Source organism: Streptomyces sp. NPDC058240 (assembly GCF_042882135.1).
Taxonomy (GTDB): domain Bacteria; phylum Actinomycetota; class Actinomycetes; order Streptomycetales; family Streptomycetaceae; genus Streptomyces.
This window is the reverse complement of the sequence record NZ_JBHVWT010000068.1, coordinates 1-23701: the sequence shown is the minus strand read 5'-3', so window position 1 is coordinate 23701 and position 23701 is coordinate 1. Positions and strand designations below refer to the sequence as shown.

The 23701-nt window shown below is 66.9% G+C and carries 13 protein-coding genes and 6 pseudogenes; 12 read left to right on the top strand and 7 right to left on the bottom strand.

What is annotated here, in order from left to right:
- Positions 1-389 precede the first annotated feature (389 nt).
- The gene (locus ACFVX4_RS38695; protein WP_389987208.1) at positions 390-1409 is read left to right on the top strand and encodes a DUF4331 family protein; all 1020 of its coding nucleotides are present in this window, start codon (positions 390-392) and stop codon (positions 1407-1409) included.
- 96 nt (positions 1410-1505) lie between these two features.
- Here ACFVX4_RS38695 and ACFVX4_RS38690 read toward each other — a convergent pair.
- Together ACFVX4_RS38690 and ACFVX4_RS38685 are read right to left on the bottom strand one after the other, a co-directional pair.
- Positions 1506-2377, bottom strand: a pseudogene (locus ACFVX4_RS38690) (IS5 family transposase).
- A gap of 44 nt (positions 2378-2421) precedes the next feature.
- Positions 2422-2706 (bottom strand): annotated as a pseudogene (locus ACFVX4_RS38685) (IS630 family transposase); the annotation flags it as partial.
- 72 nt (positions 2707-2778) lie between these two features.
- On the opposite strand from ACFVX4_RS38685, the gene ACFVX4_RS38680 reads away from it, so the two are divergent.
- Positions 2779-3591 (top strand): phytanoyl-CoA dioxygenase family protein, encoded by an 813-nt coding sequence (locus ACFVX4_RS38680; protein ID WP_389987205.1) that lies wholly within the window; start codon positions 2779-2781, stop codon positions 3589-3591.
- Positions 3592-4134: 543 nt separating this feature from the next.
- Here ACFVX4_RS38680 and ACFVX4_RS38675 read toward each other — a convergent pair.
- A complete protein-coding gene (locus ACFVX4_RS38675) occupies positions 4135-4389 on the bottom strand; it encodes a hypothetical protein (protein ID WP_389987202.1) in 255 nt (84 codons plus the stop codon).
- Positions 4390-4395: 6 nt separating this feature from the next.
- Between ACFVX4_RS38675 and ACFVX4_RS38670 the strand changes: the two genes are divergently transcribed.
- Positions 4396-4599, top strand: coding sequence for a hypothetical protein (locus ACFVX4_RS38670; protein ID WP_389987199.1), 204 nt, complete (start codon positions 4396-4398; stop codon positions 4597-4599).
- Positions 4600-5161: 562 nt separating this feature from the next.
- Positions 5162-6042, top strand: a pseudogene (locus tag ACFVX4_RS38665) (hypothetical protein); the annotation flags it as partial.
- Between the two features lie 265 nt (positions 6043-6307).
- Here ACFVX4_RS38665 and ACFVX4_RS38660 read toward each other — a convergent pair.
- Both ACFVX4_RS38660 and ACFVX4_RS38655 read right to left on the bottom strand, forming a co-directional pair.
- Complete coding sequence (locus ACFVX4_RS38660; RefSeq protein ID WP_389987196.1) at positions 6308-6721, bottom strand: hypothetical protein; 414 nt, start codon at positions 6719-6721, stop codon at positions 6308-6310.
- 295 nt (positions 6722-7016) lie between these two features.
- Positions 7017-8969 carry a phage/plasmid primase, P4 family gene (locus ACFVX4_RS38655; protein ID WP_389987193.1) on the bottom strand — a complete coding sequence of 651 codons (1953 nt, stop codon included), beginning with the start codon at positions 8967-8969 and terminating at the stop codon, positions 7017-7019.
- Positions 8970-10957: 1988 nt separating this feature from the next.
- Between ACFVX4_RS38655 and ACFVX4_RS38650 the strand changes: the two genes are divergently transcribed.
- On the top strand, positions 10958-11452 hold the full coding sequence (locus ACFVX4_RS38650; protein WP_389987190.1) for an ATP-binding protein: 495 nt from the start codon (positions 10958-10960) through the stop codon (positions 11450-11452).
- Positions 11453-11610: 158 nt separating this feature from the next.
- Complete coding sequence (locus tag ACFVX4_RS38645) at positions 11611-12018, top strand: DUF2625 family protein (protein WP_389987187.1); 408 nt, start codon at positions 11611-11613, stop codon at positions 12016-12018.
- 59 nt (positions 12019-12077) lie between these two features.
- Here the strand turns inward: ACFVX4_RS38645 and ACFVX4_RS38640 are convergent, their stop codons facing one another.
- On the bottom strand, positions 12078-12401 hold the full coding sequence (locus ACFVX4_RS38640; RefSeq protein ID WP_389987184.1) for a transposase: 324 nt from the start codon (positions 12399-12401) through the stop codon (positions 12078-12080).
- A 178-nt stretch (positions 12402-12579) separates the two neighbouring features.
- Positions 12580-13164, bottom strand: coding sequence for an IPT/TIG domain-containing protein (locus tag ACFVX4_RS38635; RefSeq protein ID WP_389987181.1), 585 nt, complete (start codon positions 13162-13164; stop codon positions 12580-12582).
- 1362 nt (positions 13165-14526) lie between these two features.
- Between ACFVX4_RS38635 and ACFVX4_RS38630 the strand changes: the two genes are divergently transcribed.
- From ACFVX4_RS38630 to ACFVX4_RS38605, 6 genes and pseudogenes are all read left to right on the top strand, one after another.
- Positions 14527-14736 (top strand): DUF5988 family protein, encoded by a 210-nt coding sequence (locus ACFVX4_RS38630; RefSeq protein ID WP_389987178.1) that lies wholly within the window; start codon positions 14527-14529, stop codon positions 14734-14736.
- Between the two features lie 178 nt (positions 14737-14914).
- Positions 14915-16198 (top strand): beta-ketoacyl synthase N-terminal-like domain-containing protein, encoded by a 1284-nt coding sequence (locus ACFVX4_RS38625; RefSeq protein ID WP_389987175.1) that lies wholly within the window; start codon positions 14915-14917, stop codon positions 16196-16198.
- 137 nt (positions 16199-16335) lie between these two features.
- Complete coding sequence (locus ACFVX4_RS38620; RefSeq protein ID WP_389987172.1) at positions 16336-22701, top strand: SDR family NAD(P)-dependent oxidoreductase; 6366 nt, start codon at positions 16336-16338, stop codon at positions 22699-22701.
- A gap of 63 nt (positions 22702-22764) precedes the next feature.
- A pseudogene (locus ACFVX4_RS38615) lies at positions 22765-23268 on the top strand (hypothetical protein); the annotation flags it as partial.
- 43 nt (positions 23269-23311) lie between these two features.
- A pseudogene (locus ACFVX4_RS38610) lies at positions 23312-23551 on the top strand (DDE-type integrase/transposase/recombinase); the annotation flags it as partial.
- A gap of 55 nt (positions 23552-23606) precedes the next feature.
- A pseudogene (locus tag ACFVX4_RS38605) lies at positions 23607-23701 on the top strand (transposase); the annotation flags it as partial.

The window sequence follows — 23701 nt, the reverse complement described above, 5'->3', positions numbered from 1 at the left end:
CCGACCCCAGACCTTACGTCTGGACCAAGACCGCAGACGAGATCCTCGAACGCCTCGCCAGCTATCTGAACAGAATTCCTGACTCAGAAGACTAGGGTCTGTTGCGAAAGTCGATCTTCGTGGGGCTAGAGCGTGCCTCTTTTATGAGTTGATCAACTGATCGGCGACCCCCTGAAGGCTTGCTCTCGGACCGAGAGACGTTCGCCTCCCGCCTGTCAGTGACCCATTCGAGCGTTGTTTGACGGCCGTGCCTTCGCCGTCGATGGTCGGACTGCTGTGACGGCTAGCGTGGATGTACCGCCCAGGTGTGGGTGTACCTCACGCGCCCCAGAACGACCGTTCGAGCGTTCTAGCGGCTTCCCGACGGGCGAGCAATGGAAGGGCCTGACATGTCCAACCACTTCACCGGCCTCAGCCTTGGGCCACCACTCGGCGACCAGCGTCTCGATCTGTGCGACCTATATGCCTTCGGGGTACCCGGCGATCCGAGCAGAACCGTTCTCATCCTCAATGCCAATCCCAACGCAGATGCCATGCACCCCGACGCCGTATACCGCCTGAACATTGACAACGACGGCGATTACCTGACCGACGGCGCCTTCAGCTGGGTCTTCAGCCCGCCGGCATCCGACGGCTCGCAGACCTACAGCGTCTTCATGGCAACCGGTGCGGAGTCTCGCAGGCCCGAGGCGGTCGGCACCAAGATCGTTTCAGGCGCCGCCGTCTCCTTCGGCCCCCAGGCCAACGTGGTCAGTAGCGGCGACTACAAGGTGGCCGCCGGCAGCCGCAGTGATGCCTTTTTCTTCGACTTCGACGGAATCGGGAATCTGTTCGACACCAGCGGCAACCGGAATTTCACCGCGCCGCATCTGGGCGGAAAGTCCCCGTGGACCGGCGTCGACTCCAACGGCACGGCCAACGTCTTCTCCATGGCCATCGAACTGCCGACAGCGGAGCTGGCCCCCAAGCCCGAGCTGCACATCTGGGGCCGGTGCAGCGTCCTGCGCGACGGCGAACTCGTCCACGCGGACCGGGCCGGGCACCCGTCAATGAGCAGCTTCTTCAACACCGACGACACGAAGGAGGAGTACAACGCCAGCGAGCCGGTTAACGACCGCGCCAGGTGGACGGACCAGTTCGTCCATCTGTTGGGCCACACCGGCGGCTACTCGCGTGAGGAGGCGATCACCGCGCTCGACGAGCACGGCCTCCTGCCGGACGTGCTGCACTTCGACCCGTCCAAGCCTGCCGCGTACCCGAATGGCCGGACATTCACGGAAGACGTCATCGACATCCGCGTCGCGTTCCTCACCAAGAGCGAGGCGCCGCCCACCGGTCTGACGCCGCACACCGACACCCTGGACCGGTTCCCGTACCTCGGCAACCCGCACCCGGCAACCACCACCTGACGGATCCCTGCGGGACACACCCGGGGCTCCGACGGCCGAGCCGGGACAGGCCGATCGATCAGTAAATCGGACTAGGGTCTGTTGCGAAAGTGCTGGTCATAGCCGCTCATTGATGGCCGCGACCAGCACGGTGGTTTCGTAGCGGACGGCGAGTTTGTCGTATCGTGTGGCCACCGCCTGGTGGCGTTTCAGCCGGTTGATGCCGCACTCCAACGCATGGCGTTGTTGGTAGTCGTTTTTGTCGAACTGCGGTGGTCGCCCGCCGTGGGAGCCGCGCTTCTTGCGGTTGCGGACCTGGTCAGCCTTCTCGGGGATGGTGCAGCCGATCCGGCGTCTGCGTAGGTAGGAGCGGTTGGCGCGGGAGCCGTAGGCTTTGTCGGCGCGGACCCTGTCAGGTCTGGTGCGAGGCCGACCCTGACTGGTGCGGGGGGACCCGAATTTTCTCGAGCATCAGTTGGAACTGCGGGCTGTCGTGCCGGTGCCCGGCCGCAATGATCAGAGACATGGGTTTTTGCCCTTGCTCTGGCGAGGTGAATCTTCGTGGTCAGCCCGCCGCGGGACCGCCCGAGGCCGTGGTCGTCCGGCTCGGTGTCGATGCCGCCGGGAGGCTCCTTCTGGAGATCCCCTTTTTACGGGCGCCCGCGGCGTGCTGATGAGCACGGCAGACGGTGGCGTCCACGCTGACGTCCCAGGTGATCAAGTTCTTCGCGTCGGCCTCGGTCTGGAGCTGTTCCAGGATCCGCTTCCATCCCGTTGCGCTGCCATCGCCGGAACAGGTCGTACACCCGGTCCCACGGGCCGTATCGCTCGGGCATGTCCCGCCAGGGCGTTCCGGCGCGGGTACGCCACCGTATGCCGTCGATCAGCTGCCGCCGGGTCCATATCGGCGGCCGCCCCGACTTCTTCCCGCGCGGCAGCAGCGGCTCCAGCCGAGACCACTGCGCATCCGTCAGGTCTCCACGGGCCACAGCACGTGATCATCTTGGATCAAGATCCACTTTCGCAACAGACCCTAGTCTTTTGAGTCAGGAATTCTGTTCAGATATGAGGCGAGACGTTCGAGGATTTCGTCGGCGGTCTTGGTCCAGACGTAGGGTCTGGGGGTGGTGTTCCAGGCGGCGATCCAGTCGCGGATGTCTTTCTCCAGGGCCTGGACGGTCTTGTGGATGCCGCGCCGCAGCCGCTTGTTCGTCAGCTCGGCGAACCACCGCTCCACGAGGTTCAGCCAGGACGATCCGGTCGGGGTGAAGTGCAGGTGGAAGCGGGGATGGGCCAGCAGGCGGGGCAAGGAGGGGCTCGGTGAACACCCGACAAAAGCGGTGCGGAGAATGTCGGGTGATCGGGACCGGTGTCGCCGCACGATGGGGGCATGGATGACACGACCTTGGTATCCCGCTTCCTCCGCGACGGCTTCGTGAAGTTGGAGGGCGCCGTCGCGCCGCGCGTGGCCGCGGACTGCGTGCGGCTGCTGTGGCGAGAGACAGGCTGCGACGCGGAAGATCCAGCGACGTGGACGCAGCCCGTGCACTGGGTGGCCGGCATGGCGCAGGGGCCGTTCGCCGCCGCACCCAACTCCCCGTCCCTGCAGCGCGCGTACGACCTGCTCGTCGGCGCGGGATGCTGGGAGCCGCGCTACTCGCTGGGCACGTTCCCGCTGCGTTTCCCGCACGAGGAGGAGCCGGACGACGCGGGCTGGCACATCGAGGGGAGCTATCTGCCGGAGGGCGAGAGCTGGTACTTCACAAATCTGCGCTCCCGGGGCCGGGCGCTGCTGATGCTGTTCCTGTTCAGCGAGGTCGGTGAGGAGGACGCCCCGACCCGGATCCGGGTCGGCTCACACCTCGACGTGCCGAAGGTGCTGGAGAAGTACGGGGAGGACGGAGCGAGCGGGCTGGCCCTTGCGCCCGATCTGGTGGCGGCGTCCGACCACCGGCCACTCGCCCTCGCCACCGGGTCCCCAGGCGACGTCTTCCTGTGCTATCCGTTTCTGGTGCACGCGGCGCAACCGCACCATGGGGTGCGGCCGCGCTTCATGGCCCAGCCGCCGCTGATGCCGGCCGCGCCGTACGAACTGGAGCGGGCCGACGGCGCGTACTCCCCCGTGGAGATCGCGATCCGTCGGGGCCTGGGACAGGACACCCCCGGTCCGGACGGGGACGGCACCGGCTGCAGCGCCGGGTAGACGTGCTTCATCTGTTCCTGGAACTGGGCGGAGAACCAGTGCCGGGCAGCGCCGCGCCAGCCGGCCTCGTGATGGAGCCCGTACGACTCATCGACCACAACCCACAACGGACGCCCGTCCACGGGCGATTCGGCACACAGCTCGGAATTTTCATGTCTCCATGCGACCGCGAACGCGTGCCTCACAACCGGCAGATATCCCACAGCCACACGAAGAGGTGACCTCCGTGCCTTACACAACAAACGCCAGCTATGGACCGCAGATAAGCATCACGATCGTGGCATACGTCGAAGCCTGACCCGGACACAGCAGTGCCCCGGATCCGCATGGGTCCGGGGCACTGCTGTGTCTGCTGCACGGTGCAGCAGAAACGGGGTGTGGGGCCGGTGGGTGGGTACGGGTGCCTGCCGGAGAGCGATGACACTCGAAGGCCGGCCCCGGGCTGCACAAGGGGGGCTGCTCGTTCAGCAGCCGGTGCTGCACAGGGCAGCGGCGCCGTGCAGCAAACGGCGTTCGTCTACTGTACGGCGCCGCTGCTCACGATCAGCTGGTGGTGTCGGCGGCCCACTTTTCCAGTTCGCCCGGCGGCTTCTTCAGCAGGGTGTTGCGGCGGTACTGGGCGGTCGCCCGGCTTTCCAAGTGCATCGCCTTCGTCAGGTCGCCGAAGGTGCCATTCCGGGCGGCGTGCTGGCGCACAGCGGCGTTGCGTACGGCCTCCAGGTGCTCCAGCAGGCTGGTGGTGCCGTCGATCGCGGCGGCGAGTTCGTCGACGGTTGCGCCGCCGGCGCGCAGCAGCACCAGGCCGTGCAGGGCGGACCCGAGCAGCGCGGCCAGCTGCTCGCCGTCACTGCCGAGCGCGGCGACGTCCTCGGCAGCGAGCGGGACCAGGAGGTGCTGCTCCTGGCTGCCAGGCAGCCGTCCGGGCCGGCTTCGACGTCCATCACCGCGGCTACGGGGTCACCGCTCCTCCCGACGCCCGCCAACTGGCCGCGCTCGATGACATTCTGACTGCCACCTACTCCGCCACCGACGGAGCCCACTGGGGCGCCGTCGGCGAGCCGCTGGCCGCCGCGTTGCTCACCGAGGTCGAGACCGACAGCGGCGACGAGTTCGTCGAGACCTTCCTTCAGCACGAATCCCTCAGGACCGAGCGATGCCAGCAGGCCCTCAGTACCATCGCCCGCACCGCCCAGGACGAGCCCGGCCTCGCCGCCGGTGCCCACCGGGCCGTCTCCGCCGACCCGCAACGCCTGCTGCCGCTCGCGGCCCGGACCGTCACAGCCGAGCTCGGCGACGACCATGCCCGGCAGTGGCTCGCAGGCCCTCGAACACGCGGTCGCCGACCGCGCCGCCCACCCCGACGCCGACCCCGGCACCTACCAGTGGGCCAGCAGCCTCATCAGCGAGGTCCATGCCCTGACCTTCGCCTGGCGCATCTTGTTCGGCCAGCTGCAGGACACCCGACGGCCAGCCACCCCTGAAGACCTGCTGGGGCTGGCAGACCCGTTCAGCGCCCCGTCCCTGCTCTGTCCGCGGGTGCCCAGCGCCCGCTCCACCCCCGAGGACGTTCATGAGCGCCGAGCCCATCCGCTTCGACGCAGAAGGCGCTGCCGAACAGATCCGCCAGCAAGGCCTCGATCTCGCGCTGCCCGGGACGCCCAGCCTCCCGGCCCAGCAGTCCAACGCCCGCTGCCCACCTGCCCCCAGCGCTCCCGTCGTGCTGCCCGACGCTCTGACCGACCGCGGCAACGCGAAACTGTTCGCCCGCCTCTACGCCGGCCAGTTCCGCTACGTCGTCGGCATGGGCTGGCACTCGTGGGACCAGTACCGCTGGAAACTGACCGGCGGTGACGAAGCAGCGGTCTGGGCAGCCGGCGACATGGCCGAGCAGTTCGCCGACACCGACCCCCGACGCACAAGCTGTGGCTGCTCGGCAACCACCGCCCTGAAGTCGGCACCGGCGGCCACGCCTTCTGGCGCCGCATGCGCATCATCCCCTTCGAGCGACGAGTCCCCGACGAGCGGAAGATCGACAACCTCGCCGCCGAACTGGTCCGCGACGAAGGCCCAGGCATCCTCCACTGGCTGATCGACGGCGCCCGCCGGTACCTCGCCACCCGTGACCCGCTCGCCGGACCGGCCTCCGTCCGCGCGGCCACCGCCGCCTACGAGACGACCGAGGACCACATCGGCCGCTTCATCACCGAACGCTGCACCAAGGGCACCGGTGGCCGGCCCAACCCCGAACTGCGCGTCGAACAGAAACTCCTCTACGAGACCTACGGGCGCTGGTGCTCCGACGAAGGGATCAGGCCCTCGACGAGCCGGGCCTTCGCCAGCCGCATCAGGCAGGAACTCTGGCTGGCCTCCCCAGCCGAGATGATCAAGAACAACGCCGCGAAGCTGTACCCCGGCCTGGCACTCCTCCCGGACGACAGCGACACCGACGGGGGAGAGCCTCGTGATCAGCAACTGTGCCCTGGGATCCCCAGCAGACCGACCGTACGATGGACGGTGCTCCCTCGAACGGCTCCGCGCAGTCCGCCAGAGGCAACCATCGAACCGGGGAAGGCCGGGGCAAAAACCCCACAGTCCCAGGCCACCGCGGAGATAGCGCCTGCCTCCACCTGAGACGAACGGCTGTAACGCCGGGCTCCACAGCGGCCCCTGCCCCATCCCCACAACCTAAAGCCAAAGTCCAACGGGGGGTGCCGGATCAGGCCTTCCCTCCATGGTCCGCGTGGCGGGCGTGGCGTAAGTGTGTCCGTAGCAGCACACGAAGCTGGGGGAGCGGTACCTCGGCGCCGAGGAGGTCGGGCACGCTCCAGCTTGTGAGGGCACCTTGGCCGGAGAGGCAGAAGCCGACCCGGTTGATCGCATGAGTGTCGTCGTAGTCGAGCAGGAGGTAGCCGGCGAGCTGCTGTACTTCGGCTCGGCCGATCTTGTGGGGGCGGATGGTGGCTTTGCAGTCCACCAAGAGCCCGCCCTCGATGAAGTCCGCGTCCGCTCCGCCGAGGTCGCCGCTGCTGGCGAGAACAGGCCCGCACACCCGCTGCCCGAGCGGCATCTCCCTGAACGGGGTGAAGGGCTGTTCGGCAAGCTGCATCTGCTCGGCGATGTCCTCCAGCACGTAAAGGGGAACCGCTGATGTCAGCTGCTCAAGCGTCGTATTTGCATCGGCCTGGGAAAGCAGGTTGCGGCACCCCGGCCCGCTTCGCCTTGTAGGCGACGACCGTGCCGAACTGCGCGAACGGCCAAGAGCGGGTGTGGTGCGTTGGGGCTTTCTCAGCCGTGCCCGCTCGCGGATCCTGTTTCTGAACCCGTGCCTGATCGGTACGTAGCGGAGCGTCCTCGTCACCGCGGCAGCGGCCGCGCACGAAGCAGGGCGTTCCCGCAGGCGAGTCGGGCGGGCTTGATGAGGACACTCATGCTTTCTCTTCTAGTTCAGGGTTCAGCGCGATACCGGGGTAGAACTTGCGTTGGTTGGACAGGATTATCTTTTTGGGTGTGGCGATGCCGATGGTCTCACGGACACGTGCGGCGAACGCTCGTGAGGAGACCGGGGTGGCGCCCTCCAGCTGGCACCAGTTCCGGTAGCTGGTGTAGAGCTGGGTTTGCTCCGCACGCAGGGCGGGGTCCACGGTGCAGCACTCGCTCAGGAACCGGACCGTATGGTCTTCGGTCTCTGCGTACGTGTGGGTGGCGGTGCGTACCCGCGGGGGGCCGGTCAGGTCGCGAGGACCGTTCAGATAGCGGCGCGCGCCGGTGACGAGCCAGTGCAGGATGCCCGGTCCTTCTTCGGTGACCAGGGCGTCGGCGAGGTTGTCGATCTTCCGGTCGTCTGCGACGACCCGGTCGAACGGGATCAGCCTCATCCGGCGCCAGAACGCGTAGCCGCCGGTTCTGACTTCAGGGCGCTGGTTGCCGAGCAGCCACAGTGTGTGGGTGGGGGTGAAACTGAAGAAGTCCTGTCGCATCCTGCGGGCCTTGATCCGGTCTCCGCCGGTCAGTAACTTGACGCGGGACTCGTCGAGGGGGTCACCGGGCTTGGGTTCGGAGCAGACGATAATGCGCCGGCCATGCAGCTCGGCGAGATCGGTGGCGTGCACGACGCCAGACCGGGCCATCAGGAAACTGGGCGGGGCGGCATCCGCGTAGTCCCCAAGAAGTCTGACGATGACGTCCAGAAAAACGCTTTTGCCGTTTTTTCCCTGTCCATAAAGGAATGGCATGATCTGCGCGCCGACATCACCGGTGATCGAGTAGCCCAGCAGCTCGTGCAGAAAGCCGATCATCTGACGGCCGTCGGCGTCGTCGCCGAACGTGTCGGTGAGGAACTGCTGCCAGCGGGGTGTTCCTATCGGCCGGGCTTCGACGCTCGTGGCACGCGAGTGGCAGTGCCTCTCCGGATCCGGCGCGGCGACCAGACCGGTGTGGAGGTCGACCACCCCCTTCGGAGTGCACAGTGCATAGGGATCCGCGTTCAGCAGCGCAGCGTTGAGAGTCATCCCCGGCGCGGCCCTAGCCTGTATCAGCATGGCCATCATTCCGGATGTTGTCAGAGCCCGCCGGCGGTGTCGGCGCAGCTCCGCTTCGCCGTGCCGCCCGTGCGGGTCGGTCTCCGCCAGCCTTTCGGCCATCTCGCCGGCTGTCCACAGTACGGTGTCGGCCTCGTCGATCTCCCACCGATAGCCCGACCACCGGTACCAGCCCAGGCCCGGCACATGCCTGAAGCCCCGCCCGTACAAGGCGACGAACAGCTTTGCGTTGCCACGGTCGCTGAGGGTGTCGGGCAGCAGACCGTGCTCGGTTGCCCGCATCGCCGGCGGCGCAGCTCTCTTGGCGGCCTGCGCCGGGACGGTGCTGGCGGGGGAGCCGGAGCCGAGTAGAATCTGACGTCCGATCTTTTGAGGGTCGAACGGCCCGTCATCGTGGTTGGGTGCGTGGTTCACCTGTGGTCTCCCGGATCGAGCGGAAGGCGGCTGCTCGCAAGCAATCCCGGACTGGATGATGTGCGGTGTTCGGCGTTCCTGGCCCGGACGCATGTGTACAGCGGCCGCCACCAGGGCCGCATCCGCGTCCTGCCCCGCCAGACGGCCGGTGGTGGCCAGGCCGCCCGCGGTGCGAGCGGCTCGGCTGAACGCGGCACTGACGTTTGCCTCTTCTGCCATAACAGTGCAGTCGAGGACCGGGGGCCGCAGCGTCGAAACGATATGGGCCGGGTACTTTGCATCCCGCAGCGCCGCGAGGCGGTGACATCCGTGCAGTGACCCCGACGGGGTAACCGCGATGCCGGGCAGCAGCCGGTTTCGTTCGGGCAGCGATGTCGAGTGGACATCGATGACGACCGGACCGGCATCACCGTACGAGACACCCACCCCGGACTCAGGCTGATGTGCTCACGCACCCGGATACACCACGCACAGGTCGTCGAGGCGTGGAAGCAGTGACACCAGCGGCCGACTGGGAGACGCGGGCACTCGCGGAAGCTGTGGCCCGGGCTCTGGCAGTCGTGGCAATTGGCGGGGATGCCTTGCGACGGACAGTTGGTCGGTTGCACCGGCCGGGCGCGTCGCAGCGCGGTCGACAGTACGTCAGGCAACCAAGTTGCCGGTCGAGAAGCTACGGTCCGGCCTGAGTTGCTGTCACGTAGGTGCAGATCAGGAACCATACGCACTCCTTTCAGCGACTGAAGCGACTCAAATTACAAGTTGGTGGAGCGTGGATAGGGTCGAATACCTGGGGGCTTCAGGAGCCCCACCCAGCTCCTGTTGCCCCACGTTCATCCGGTTGCGATGGGAAATATTCAATTGAGGAACTATCTGGCTGAATCGATGTGGTGGTGACAAGGATCCGCCTCGTGTTTCATCTGTAAGATCCAAGCTCGATCAAATTGTACGTTGAAGGAATTTTGCTTTCGTATGGATGTGGGTTCTCCGGGGGATCCGAGCGGCTTAGCACGGAAACGACTCGTGGTTATACAGCTGTGGCTTGTGAGTGTCACATGGCTCAATTGCCCGACCTGAAGGATCCGTTGGAAGCTTGTCGCTCGGGCGTCAGTTCCACGGCTGAGTCCCTCGTCGGCATGCGACTTCATAGGCTGCAGAAATGAGGCTGCACTATTCCGCGACCCGGCGTCAAACGATCACTGCAGTGCCGCGGTACGAGTCGACGGCCGACTGTACGGATCGCGCCAAAATGCCTGCTCGCGACAGCTGGTAGGGCTGTCTCACGCCGTCTGTGGACCGGGTGATTCGCGGTGTCGGGGGCGATCTGGCCTGTGACGGTGCGGATTTCAACCGAGTCATTGGTGTCGGCCGCAGCGTCGAAGTGCGCACAGTGCACAGAGCGAGGGGTGCGGTGTTGCGACGCCTTATGGGTTTGCCGTAGGGCGTTACCGGCCGTCGAATTTCCCCACGGGATCAAGCCGAACAGATCACGCCAAGAACTGGCAGGGCAGACGGTCTTTAAAGGAAGTCAGAAGAAGCGATTCGCCAAGCAGAATTGTTGCGTCGTGTGGCACCGACTCCGTGACATCGCGGGCTGCTCACGCGCATGAATCACTTCATCCAGATGCTTGATGGTGGCCTGCCGGGGAGTCTTCGAGTGGTCCGAAGTGGAAGGGTATAGATTTTACCATAGGTACGCCATTCGGGTGACATTGTGTCGGCTTTGTTGCTGTCATGTGCGCCCGAGAGGATAACTATCACTATCCAAACCGGTGGGCCGCCCACCCTCTCCGGGGGAGCGGCTGCTCATTTCTCTCGTAGCTGTCCAGGTGAGGTGAAAGCCTGGGCATCTGCCGGGTGGGGCTGCCGCAATGGGCACCCCCGTGGGAGGGGTTTGGATCCGCCAGTCGGTGCCGGTGGCGCCGACTGGCGCGGCGGCCCAAGTGACCTCTGTGGGGACACCATGCGAGCTTCCTTGGCGACGGTTCCGACGTCCAGTGCCCGGTCTCGGACTCCTGAGTTCTACGGTGAGACCGCTCAGGTCGACGCGGCGCGACGCCAGTCGGCAGGGGTACCCGTCGCTCTCACGCTGTGCTCGGCCAACCCGCTCACCGTCGCGCACGGCGCAGGGGCTTTGCCGGAGCACGGAGTCTGCTGCCTCCCCACGGCACCGAATCATCTCCAGGGCCGGTGGCCGGCATCGTCCGGACCCCGCCCGCCGTGTCGGCGTCGGGCGGGTGTGCCCCGCTTCCCGTCACTGAACCGCCCACTCAGCTCTCGGCACGGTTGTCCCCGCCCGGCGAGCGCATCGGTACGGCAGGAGTCCGCAGCCAGCGGTTTGTGCCGCGTTGTGTCCGGAAGCGCAAACCTGCCACCCCGCCATCCTGGGCAAGGCCCAGGATGAGAGAGGAAGGACTATGCTGCCGACTGCTTGGTCGGGAGTGCAGATCGCACTGTCCCCCCAAGAGATTGAACAATGGCCGGATACGGCGTCAGCCCGGGCCCTGGCCGACGGTTGCCCCAGCAGGCGACCGGCCTCGTTCCGCGTGCCGACATTGGAGCGAGCGGTGCCGGTCTGCCGCCAACTGGCACGGCTGTGGATGGACTCCGAGGATATAACAGACGAAAGTGCCCGGTGTGCGGCCTTACTCGTGATCTCTGAGCTGATGACCAACGCCATCGTCCACACCAACAGCCTTTCGATCATGGGCCGTCTGCAAAAGGACGGTGACTGGCTTCTCGTGGAAGTCCAGGATGAGGGGGGAACATCGTCCGTCCCGCACCGTGCCGGCAACGCCAACGAGTACGGTCGAGGCCTGCTGGTGGTTGCGCAGTCCGCGCAGGCACTGGGAACGCGGCAGGAGACCGACGGAGGCCGCACGTTCTGGGCACGGATCGCACTGGCCGGGTGAAATCCGTCGCCAACTCACGTCCCCAGCCCAGTGAACAGCGCCCGCGGCGCCGGTTCATTTCGTCGATCGGGCCCTCGATGGCGAGCCCGGTCGTCCGGTGACCTCACTTCGCCCTGGATTTCTTTCGCTGGGCTCTGGGCGGCGGCCGCTCGGTGTGGATGGTCTGGCTGGTCGCCGTGGCGCTTGATGAGTTCCAGGCGGATCTCCGCCAGCCCGGCTGGCAGGACGAGGTCCGGGCACTGAACAGCGACCAAGGCCTGTCAACGTTTCCCCCGTTGTGGTCTGCCGAGACACGCCAAGCTCTCTCAGCGACCAGTCGTCGCGCCGTGCCCATGACGGAGTTGCTCGGCCTCGCCCGGGACTCATGCCGACAGCTCGATGGAGTTGATCCGGGCATTTCTCGGCGCCGTGTGAACTGGTCGCCCCGTCCAGTCGGCGGTAGCAGATCAGGTCCCGCACGGCTGCCTGCCGAGCCTCCCCCGAGGCTGCCATGTCGTGTCAAGCCGCTTGAACAAGGTCCACGATGCTCCTGGGTGTGGGGCGGTCGATCCGTTCGAGGGTCTTGAAGAGTTGGCGGCAGATGACGCGCTTGAGGCATCGCTGCGCGTCGCGGGCGGTCTTTCCCTCAGTGATCCTCCGAGCGACGTACGCCTTCATGGCGGGGGCCGAGCCGCATGCGGATCAAGGTGATGGTGTGTAGAGCACGGTTGAGCTGCCGGTCTTCGCTGCGGTCGAGCCGGTGCCTGTTCGTGAGTCCGGACGATGCGGGAATGGGCGAGACGCCGGCAAAGGACGCGAAGGCCGCTTCGGAACGAAATCGTCCCTGGTGGGACCAGTTGACGTTCAGATCAGCCGCGACGTCCTTGAACGTCCGCCTGCCGGCCGAAGCCCGCCACAACGCGATCGCGTCGGACCGGAACTCCGCACTGTACTTCGAGGGTCGTGCCACGTAGATCTACACCTTCCAGGATCAACAAGATCCGTTGTCAGGTGTGTCCACACCACAGGGATCACCTCACTGGTTCCGAACAGCGCCGGCCTGCGCGAGGAACTCGCAGGCCGGCGCTGTTCACAGCCCTGGCCAGTCGGCGTGGCGACGTGGCAGGAGAGAGGCCGTGAGGGGGTGGTCAGATGTAGGTGTACCCGCTGGGGACAGTGGTGGTGCCGGCCGCCGTCGTGACCACGACCGGGACGTTGCCCGCGGTGGCGCCGGCCGGGATGATCCCGAACAGCAGGATTCCCGTCGGGTCGCTGCCCAGCACGGTGGCCGGAACTCCGTTGACGGTGACAGCGCCGCCGTTCAGATTGGTGCCGGTGATCACGAACGGGGTGCCGCCGGCGACCGGGCCCGAGGCCGGGATGATGCTGGTGGCGGTGGGAGGGACAGGCGTGGAAGGGGCCACGTAGGTGTAGGGAACCGGGTTGCTGGTACCACCGCCCGTGGTCACGGTGACCGGCACCGTGCTCGCGGCGTTCGCCGGGACCACGACCGTGACAGTGAGCCCCAGCACGTCCTGGGAGACGATGGTGGCTGGCGTGGTACCGAACAGGACGCTGGTGGCACCGCTAAGGCCCACTCCGAGGAGATGGACCGTGTTGCCGCCGGCGACCGGTCCGGAGTTGGGCAGGACCGCCACGAGCAGCGGACCGAAGGGGAAAGGCAGTTGGGCGACTGATCGTGACTGGCCGGACGAGGGGGCGATTGTGGACATGACGGATCCTCCTGCGACAGGCGGACCGTTGCGGTCCGCACGGGAACCGGCCGAGAGCGAGGGCGGGCTTCCCTCATGCCCGACGGGGGCAGGGGTGACAGGGGTGAGAGGAAGATCGGCTCTCGGTTCCGGGAAAGGCAACCGGGCAGTGGCTCGCGGCGATGAATCCGCTCGGGACGGGGCGGACCCGACGGCGATCGGGGGGCCGACGGACATCAGCCGCGACGTGCGCACCACTGCCCGGTCTCAAGCACGGCGAGACGCTTCACCAGCCGATGTCGGGAGCACCCACCGGCCGGTGGCTCTCCGGAGCAGCCTTGCAGTGGCTCTGCTCGCCGAAGCCCTGCCAGCAGGAAGGGCTGAAACGGGCGGGCCAATTGCCGAGCTCCCCGGAGAGGGATGGGCGACCCACCGGTTCAACGACTTCAGTAACTCCAATGAATGAACTGTCATCAACCCCTGCGTCAATTAGTCACCCGATTGGCGCAGTTCGAAATTTGCTCCGAGAGTGGTGGCCGGCTGCGGGCCACTGACGCCGTGACGGCAGCAGTCACGCCAAGATCGTTTCACCGCAACCAGCCACTGCCAGACAATTGCCGGAGTGCGGGCTATCTCCATTCGTGCGCGACACCTCGATGGCAAACTGTCACGAATGCGACTTCGTGACCGGTGAGGCTGGATTTTCGGAGCCCGCCGGGAAGATGGAGTCCACCGTTCATCATATTACGCCATACGGGTGAATTGTAAGCGGCCTCATTGCGAGATTATTCAGCCCTGTGGGATAACCGATTTGAATCCAACCGGTGGGCTGCCCTCCTCTCCGGGGAGCGTGGCAACCGACGATCCGCCGCACACCTGGCCAGCCAGTTGTGTGCAGCATCGAGATCGTTCGTCGCGATGAGCGCCCCTGGCAAGGAAGAGGCGGCTCGCATCACCTCGTCAAAGGGGCGCCATGCGAGTTCCCAGCGCTGTCCATCCGTCAACAGGGCTTGTCTCCCGCCATCAGGGCCCGTCGTGATCCTGACGGCCATCTACGCCCGGACCCCCGCGCTGCGCCCTGAAACCGCGCTGGTCAATGTGGTCACGATGGCGCACGCTGCCGGCTTCGACCCTGTGGCGGCCACGTCGTTTCGTACGCGAGGCCGGTCGCCGATACCGTCCGCGCCGCCTACGGACCGGCTCCCGCACGATGGGGAGTGACGCGCCGAACATGGGATTCCTGGACCAGTTGCGCGGCATGGTGACACTCACCGTTCTGTGGTGGAAGCATTTTCAGCTGCACTCGGGGCGGCGTGGCGGAAAACAATCGAGTCAACGTCTCCGCTGATCACTCAGCGCTGATCCTCCCGACTGGAGAGCGCTATGTCTCAATCGATTCGCGTAATGCTCAGCGGAGGGCCGGAGGGTTCTCCGCCGACCTGGGAAGTGAAATCACTGGAAAATGAAACAAGAGTGACGGTTCCCTATCAGAACGGGTATGAGCATTTTGAGTTCGCGGATCACTATGCCGAACTCGATGATGAAATGCTGCCGGTCTATCGATGGATCTACCACACGTACATTGCCGAATAGATACCTGCTCGAATCCGGCCACTGCGGAATCTCTTCCTCAGCAGCACACAGCCGATTACGTGCGGGTGCTACCAACTGATCCGGAGGGGATCACCATGACGACTTCTCTGTTGCACGTAGGTGTGTCGTGAGCGGGGCGGCCCCCCTCTCAGGAGGCGGCCGGCACGCGCGGGATGCCGTGGTCACCGGTATCGGGTTCTGCCTTCCCGGTGACGGGCGACCCGTCTTCACCGCAGACGACCTGTGGAACATCGCCTCCCGAGGGGCCTCCTGCCTCATGCAGAGCAATGCCTACTACGGCTCCGTGGACCTCTCGGACGCAATGTTCGACGAACGCCTCCCCGATATCGCCCCTTTCTTCTCACGCCACTACACCGCAGCGCATCGGTTCGGCCTGGTGTCCATGGCGCAGGCATGCTCGGACGCCGAGCTGGATCCCTACTCGGGCGACCTGGCCGACGCGGCGATCCTGGCCGGACGCGGCGGCGTCGACGCGAACATCGACAGTTACCTCGCCGTGCTGCGAGCCGATCCCGAGACCATTCGAGTGACGGAGGCGATGGAACTGTTCGTCGCGGCAGAACAGGCCGTCACTCCCTCCGACGTTGCCCTGGTCCAAGGCGCACTGTCCCGATCGAAAGGCCCCAACTTCACGGTCTCGTGCGGCTGCGCGTCATCCGCAGTGCAGATCGGCAATGCCCGACGCCTGATCGCCGACGGCGAGGTCGACATCGCCGTCGTGACCGGCGTCGACATCTTCAGCGTCAAACTGATCCGTAACATCCAGCGCCTGCTGCAGGGCGCGCAGAAGACGTACGAGATCATCCGGTCCGACGACATGCCCGCGCTTCTGCCGTCTTTCGACTCCCTCATGCGCCCCTACGACCGGCGTGCCGACTGCATCAACCACGGCGAGGGATCGGTGACCGTCATCATGGAAAGCCGCGAACACGCCACCCGGCGCGGGGCCCACCTGTACGGTCAGGTGCTCGCCCAGGCCACGACCCGCGACGGGCTGACCAACCCTCTGGCTTCCGACGAGACGGGCCGCGCGCTGGTATCCGCCGTCCGCCGATGTCTCGCAGACCGCTGGGAGATCGGCCAGGTGCCCTACGTCCACGGTGGCAGCGACGGCAACGTGGTGGTCACCGCCTTCGAGGCGAACGCGATCAAGGAACTGTACGGCTCCGCCGCCCAGGACCTTCTGATGACGTCTCAGGAAGGCTGCTTCGGCCACAACGGCGCGCCCGCGGGCTGTCTCGGCGTCGCTCTTACCCTGCTCATGATGGAGCGCGGCGAGGTATGTCCCACCGCGAACTGCGAGCAGCCGGCAGACAACCTCACCTTCGACCCCGTTCCCGGCGTGCGCACCCGGCCTCTCGACTTCGACTACGCGCTGAGTTTCAACTACCAGGTCGGCGGGGTGAAGAGCGCGATCCTCCTGGGAAGCCCCGACGTCTGAGGCCCGCCCCGGTAACCCTCAGCCCTCCATGGCACCCGGTCCGACCCCTGCCCGTGCGCGTTGCGAGCGCGGATGAGCCGTCAGCAGAGCGGGAGCTCAGCGCTTCCTTGCGCAGTCAATCGATAAGGAGAACCGCCGTGGGCCGACACAGGCATCCCTCGAACAAGGCAACGGACCCCATCGCTGTGATTGGCATGGGCTGCAGGCTTCCTGGCGATATCGACTCCCCCGCAGCCCTGTGGCAGCTGCTCGCCGAGGGGCAAGAGGCGGTCGGGAATCCGCCGCCGGGACGCGAGACGCTCTGGGCACAACACGGCGCCGAGCGAACCCCCGGCGTGCCCACACCTCCTCAGCAGGGCGGCTACCTGAATGACGTGTCCGGTTTCGACGCGGACTTCTTCGGTGTCTCCGGCCGCGAGGCGGACGTACTCGATCCCCAACACCGGCTGCTGCTGGAGGTGGTCTGGGAGGCGTTGGAGCACGCCGGATTGCCACCGGATCGATTGACCGGCTCGCCGACAGGCGTCTTCACCGGTCTCAGCTACAACGACTACATGGATCAGCTCGCCGGACAGCCCCAAGAACTCGAGGGCTCCATTCTGACGAACGGGCACTGCGTCGCCGCAGGCCGTATCTCCTACCTCTTGGGCCTGCACGGCCCCTGCGTCGCACTCGACACGGCCTGCTCGTCCTCGCTCGTCGCGTTCCACCTGGCCTGCCGGGCGCTGCTTCAGAACGAATGCGATCTCGCCCTCGCCGCCGGCGTCACACTCATGCTCCGCCCCAGGACAACCCTGTCCTTCGCCCGGATGGGAATGCTGTCGCCCACAGGGCGCTGCCACACCTTCGACGCAGCCGCGGACGGCTTCGTCCGAGGTGAAGGCTGCGGCGCGGTCGTACTCAAACGTCTGGCCGATGCCGAACGGGACGGCGACCGCGTCCTCGCCGTCGTCCGCGGGTCCGCCGTGAACCAGGACGGCAGGTCCGACGGCCTGGCCGCCCCCTCTCCCACCGCCCAGCAGGCCCTGTTCCAGCAGGCACTCACAAACGCCGGGATCGACCCGCAGGACGTGGGGTTGATCGAGGCCCACGGAACGGGAACCCCGCTCGGTGACCCGATCGAGTTCGCCAGCCTGGCGCAGGTGTACGGCACCGGCCACGGCCGGTGCGCTCTGGGTTCCGTCAAGACCAACCTCGGCCACCTGGAGCCCGCCGCCGGAGTCACCGGACTGATCAAGACCGTCTTGTGCCTCCAACACGGGCTCATCCCCCCCAACGTGAACTTCACCCGCTGGAATCCGGCCATCGCCGCGGACAAGACACGCTTCTTCGTACCCACCGAGCTGACTCCGTGGCCCGTGCAGGCGCCGACGAGGCTGGCCGCGGTCTCCTCCTTCGGATTCTCCGGCACCAATGCCCACGTCATCCTGGAACAACCGCCACAGGACAGCCGAACGGCCCTGTCACGCCGACGGCAGACCCCTCCTGCCTCATCCGAAGTGGTCCTGGTTCCGGCCGGATCCCCCGCCGTGCTACCGGCCGCGGCACTGCGTCTGGCCGACTGGCTGGAGAACGACGGCGCGAAGGTACCGCTGGGCGACGTCGCGCACACCCTGGCCCTGCGACGCAGCGCAGGGCGGGGACGTCTCGGAGTCGTGGCCCGTTCGACGCGCGACGCGGTCGGCGCACTGAGGTCGTTCGCAGCGGGCCGGGCCCACCCGGCCGTGGTGACGGGGCCGACGAGCATCACCGCCTCCCGGCAGCCGGTATGGGTATTCTCCGGGCAGGGCTCGCAGTGGCCGGGCATGGGACGGGGACTGCTGCAGCAGGAACCGGCTTTCGCAGCGGCCCTGACCGAAGCCGACGCTCACATCTTCGCCGAGGCCACGTTCTCCGTACTGGATGTGGTAAATGCCGGTGAACCGGTGACGGAATGTTCCAAAGTGCAGCCCGTGCTGTTCGCCCTGCAGATCGCGCTGGCCGCCACCTGGCGCGCCCATGGAGTCGAGCCAGCCGGTGTCATCGGCCACTCCATGGGAGAAGTCGCGGCCGCTGTCGTGGCCGGTGCCCTGTCGCTGAAGGACGGCGCCAGGGTGATCTGCCGGCGCTCCGCGCTGCTCACCCGGATCGCTGGAGCCGGTGCCATGGCAACCGTAGGACTGGACCGGGCCGCGGTGGAGGCCGAACTCGCCGCGAACAATGCCGAGTCAGTCTCTGTGGCGGTCCTTGCCGCGCCGAACTCCACCGTCGTGGCCGGCGACCCCACCCAGGTCGCAAGGCTCGTCGCCGGCTGGAAGGACCGCGGTGTCCCGGCACTGACCGTCGCGGTGGACGTCGCCTCCCACAGCCCGCAAGTGGACCCACTGCTCGCAGAACTTCTCACCAGCCTCGGCGACCTGACTCCTCAGCGCCCCAGGATCCCCTTCTACTCCACCGTGCTGAAGGACCCGCACGAGGTGCCGGCCTTCGACGCCGCCTACTGGTGCGCGAACCTGCGCAACCCGGTGCGCTTCTGCCCGGCGGTGGCCACGGCCGCCGCGGACCGCAACCTGGTGTATCTCGAGGTCTCCCCGCACCCAGTGGTCACACACGCCGTCGCGGAGAGCCTGCAAGACCTGACCGGCGAACCGGTCGTGCTGCCCACGCTACGCCGCGGAGAGGACGAAACCACCACGTTCCGCACCCAGCTCGCGGCCTTGCACTGTGCGGGTGTGAACGTCGACTGGTCGCCGCTGTACGCGCGGGGCGACCTCGCTGACGTCCCCACCATTACCTTCGACCGCAAGCACCACTGGGTGGAAGCCGCCGGGCTGGCCACCCCCGCCGAGCAGCGCGCCGCGCGCTCGACCGTCGCCCTGCCGGGAAGCCACACCGAGGTGCCCGGCGAGCAGGTGCGCCACTGCTGGCAGGGGGACGCCGGAACCACGGGGCTGCCTTGGCTGACCGACCACCGAGTGCACGGAACCCCGGTACTGCCCGGCGCCGCCCACTACGCCATCGCACTGACCACCGCCTGCGAGGTGTTCGACGTCATCCCCGCCGACGTAGAGATCACCGACGTCTCATTCCGGGAGCTGCTGCGTCTGACCGAGCACACCGACCTCAGCACGACCGTCACCATGACCGCCCCGGACCACGCCACATGCGAAATCTTCGGACGCGGTGATGACGGCCAGTGGGTGACGTACGCCTCAGCCATGCTGCGCCGTCTCTCCCGGCCCACGCGCACCCGCACCGCGTCCGTCGCCACCTTGGCACGGAGGCACTCGGTCACCGACGATCCCGCAGCTCTCTACACAAGACTCCGCTCCCGTGGACTGGAACACGGTCCGGCGTTCACCGGCATCACGGATCTGCACGCCTCCCGCAGCCGAGACAGTTTCTGGGCCCGCGTCGTTGTCCCGGAGCCCGCGCGGACCGGAGACCTCTCCTTGCGGGTTCACCCTGTCCTCGTCGACCTCTGCCTGCAACTCCTGGTCGCAGGGCCCGTCGAGGACGTCGGTCAGGGGCTGATCCTTCCCGTCCAGATGGGGGCAGTACGGATTCTGGGGGATCCCGCGACCGCTGTGTACTGCCACGCCCGGATCGTTGAGACCACAGCCGACAGCGCCATGGGTCATGCCCGTCTGCTGAACGAAACAGGCAAACCGGTTATGGCCATCGACGGAGTGAAGTTTGCACGCCGAAGCACACGGAAGGCCGACCAGGCCGACCAGTGGTTCCTGGAGACCGGCTGGCATCCGGTCCCACGTCCACAGGCCACCTCGCAGCCAGCGCCCGGAGAATGGCTCGTCATCGGGGAGGGCCAAGGAGACGCCGAGGCACTGGCCACCATCCTGCGCGAGGCCGGGGCTCAGGCCGAGGCGTGGGAATCCCCGCTGCGAGATGAGCGGCTCGGACCGTTCGCTGAATCCGTCAGCACACATCTGGAGGCCATCGCGTCCCCCGCGCGCGCCGTCGTGATGCTGTGCAGCACATCGCCCACCACCACGGACGATCCCACCGTGGGCGCCCAGCGGCGTGCCCGACGAATCCTCGCTACTGCCCAGGCAGCTGCCCGCAGTTCCACCCCTCCTCGCCTGTACGCCGTCACCCGGGCCGCCCGCGCGGTAGCGGCCGACGAGACCGTGGATCTTGAACAAAGTGCCCTGCGCGGCGTGATCCGCGTCCTGGCGTTCGAACACCCGCACATGCGTGCCACCCTGGTGGACACGGACCACGGCGACCCAGGCCTCGGGAGCCTGGCCGAGGAACTGCTCGCTGATGGCCACGAAGACGAAATTGCCCTACGAGGCACCACCCGGTACGTCGCCCGGCTCGACCGCGCCCCGCTTGCCGCCCGCGAACAGATCGCGGCCGCCACCCGCACCGTGCGCTACGGGGTGGACGGATTCCGCCTCCGGGCTGGGCGGCTCGGGGACCTTGGCAGCCTGGAACTCGCCGCGACGGGGCGCCGGACTCCAGGACCGGGCGAGGTAGAGCTGTGCGTCCAGGCAGCGGGCGTCAACTTCCGTGACGTACTCACCACCATGGGGCTCCTGCCCGGCGAGCAGGACATCCGATACCGGATCGGCTTCGAGTGCGCAGGTGTGGTGACCGAAGTCGGGCCCGGCGTCAAGCACCTGAGCGTCGGCGACCCGGTGCTCGCCGTTCACCTCGAAGGCGGCGCCTTCGCCTCGTTCCTCACTGTGCCCGCGACCGTTGCAGCACTGATTCCGACCGGGCTCGACCCTGTTGCCGCGGCAGGAGTGCCCACGGCCTTCCTCACTGCCTGGTACGCGTTGCGCCACGTCGCCCGGCTGCGCGCGGGAGAACGCGTCCTGATCCATTCGGCCAGCGGGGGCACCGGCCTGGCGGCGGTCGCCGTCGCCAAGCTGCTCGGCGCCGAGGTACTGGCCACAGCCGGCAACGAAGAGAAGCGACGATACCTACGCGGCAGCGGGATCAGACGGGTGATGGATTCCCGGTCCCTGGACTTCGCCGAGCAGACCCGCAACGCCACCCACGGCCAGGGCGTCGATGTCGTCCTCAACTCGCTCTCCGGTGCGGCAGTCCGCGCAGGACTGGAGACGCTTCGGCCCTTCGGCCGCTTCGTCGAACTGGGAGTGCGCGACATCCTGGCCGACGCCCCTGTCGGGCTGGCCCCGTTCCGGCACAACATCACCTTGAGCACCGTTGATCTCATCGAACTCCAGCGGACCCGCCCCGACATGTTCGCGACCGTGCTGCGTGAGGTCGTCACCGAGTTCACCGAAGGCCGTCTCAAGCCGCTGCTCTGCACCCCGTATCCGCTCGCCGAAGCCACCGAAGCCTTCCGGCTGATGGCCGGCGCCCGCCACATCGGCAAGCTGGTCCTGACCATCCCGAACCGAGGGAAGACCACTGCGGTCCTTCCCGAGGGACCGCCTGTCGTGTACACAGATGGCGCCTACATCGTGACCGGCGGCCTGCGCGGCCTCGGCCTGGCAACCGCGCACTGGCTGGCCGAGCAGGGCGCGAGTCACATCGTCCTCAACGGCCGTACACCTCCCTCCCTTGCCGCCGCGCGTGCGATCACGGAGCTGTCCGCCGGCGGCACCCGGGTCACTGTCGTACTGAGCGACATCGCCAAACCTGGTACCGCAGAACGCCTGGTGGCCACCGCCACCGAAGACCGGACACCCCTGCGCGGTGTCATCCACTGTGCCATGGTCCTCGAGGACGCCGCGATCACCAACATCCGAGACTCCCAGCTGAAGCACGTATGGAACCCCAAGGTCAGCGGCGCGTGGAAACTGCACAACGCCACCGCAGCGCACACACTGGACTGGTTTGTCGTCTTCTCCTCCATGGCCTCCCTGCTGGGCAACCCCGGACAGGGCGTGTACGCAGCCGCCAACTCCTGGCTCGACGCCTTCGCCGCATGGCGGAGCCGCGCAGGCATGCCCACGCTCGCCGTCAACTGGGGGCCATGGGGCGAGACCGGTGTCGCAACCGACTTCAGCAGCCGGGGCTACGAGACGATCCCGACCGACAAGGGATTGCTGGCGCTCCACTCGCTCCTGGCACACGGACGCGTCCAGACCGGGGTGATTCCCGGGAAGCCGAGCACCTGGATTCCCCTCACCGGACGGCAGTCCTCGTTCTTCAGCCTCCTCGCCCCGGACAACGAACACTCGGTAGATGCGCCGGAGGATTCCCGCGACATCCGGGGCCGTCTCGAGGGCCTCGCGCCAGGTATCGCCCGGCGCGAGGCCCTCGAGACCTACATGGCCGAGCACATTCGCGGAGTTCTTCGGCTGGGCAGCACCACTCTTGACGCGCAGACCCCACTGAAGGCGCTGGGTTTCGATTCGTTGTTGTCCATGGAATTACGGGTCCGTCTGGAATCCGACCTCGGGGTCGAGCTCGCCAACAACTTTGTCTGGCAGCATCCGACGCTGTCGGCACTGGCCACAGGCCTCGCCGAGTGCATGGGCCTGGAACTGAATCGCCCCGGTCCCAGTAGAGACTCGATTTCATGAAAGGACCGAGTCATGGCACGACCTTCCTGATACCCGCTTGAGCTCCGCCGGCGTGCGGTGCGCATGGTCGCCGAGGTGCGCGACGACCACCCGAACGAGACGGCCGCTTTGCAGGCGGTGACCGAGAAGCTCGGCATCGGGTCCCGCGAGACGCTGCGGAACTGGGTGAAGCAGCACGAGGCCGACGCAGGGACGCGACCTGGGACGACGACAGAGGAGTCTGCCCAGCTCAAGGCGTTGAAGAAGGAGAACGCCGAACCCAAGCGGGCCAACGAGATCCTGAAGGCCGCGGCGAGTTTCTTCGCGGCCGAGCCCGACCGGCCACACACACGCTCGTTGCGTTCATCGACGAGCACCGGGACCGCTTCGGCGGCGTCGAGCCGATCTGCAGAACCCTCACCGAGCACGACTGCAAGATCGCCCCTTCCACGTACTACGCCCACAACAAACGCCTCGAAACTCCTTCCGCCCGTTCCGTGTGACGAGGAACTCAAGCAGCGGATCCAGGAGGTGTACGCCTCCAACTACCGTGTCTGCGGGGCCCGGAAGATCTGGCGGGAGCTGAACCGGCAGGGGGTATACCGTGGCCCGCTGCACCGTCGAGCGCCTCATGCGCGAGGCCGGTATCGCCGGCGCCGTCCGCGGCAGGAAGGTGATCACGACGAGCACCGACCCGGCCGCCGAGCGCGCTCCGGATCTCCTCGACCGCGACTTCGTCGCCAGCACCCCCAACCGCTGCTGGGTCGCCGACTTCACGCACGTCGCCACCTTCAGCGGCGCCGTCCACGTCGCCTTCGTCGTAGACACCTTCTCCCGCCGGATCGTCGGCTGGTCCACCGCGACCACCAAGGAGTCCAAGCTTGTCCTGGACGCCCTGGAGATGGCCCTCTGGCAGCGCGACCGGGCAGGTCCTGACCTCGATGCCGGGAGTCGGCGTCAGGACCGCCGCCGTGCTGCTGACCACCGTCGGCGACGGCACCAGCTTCCCCACCGCCGCCCA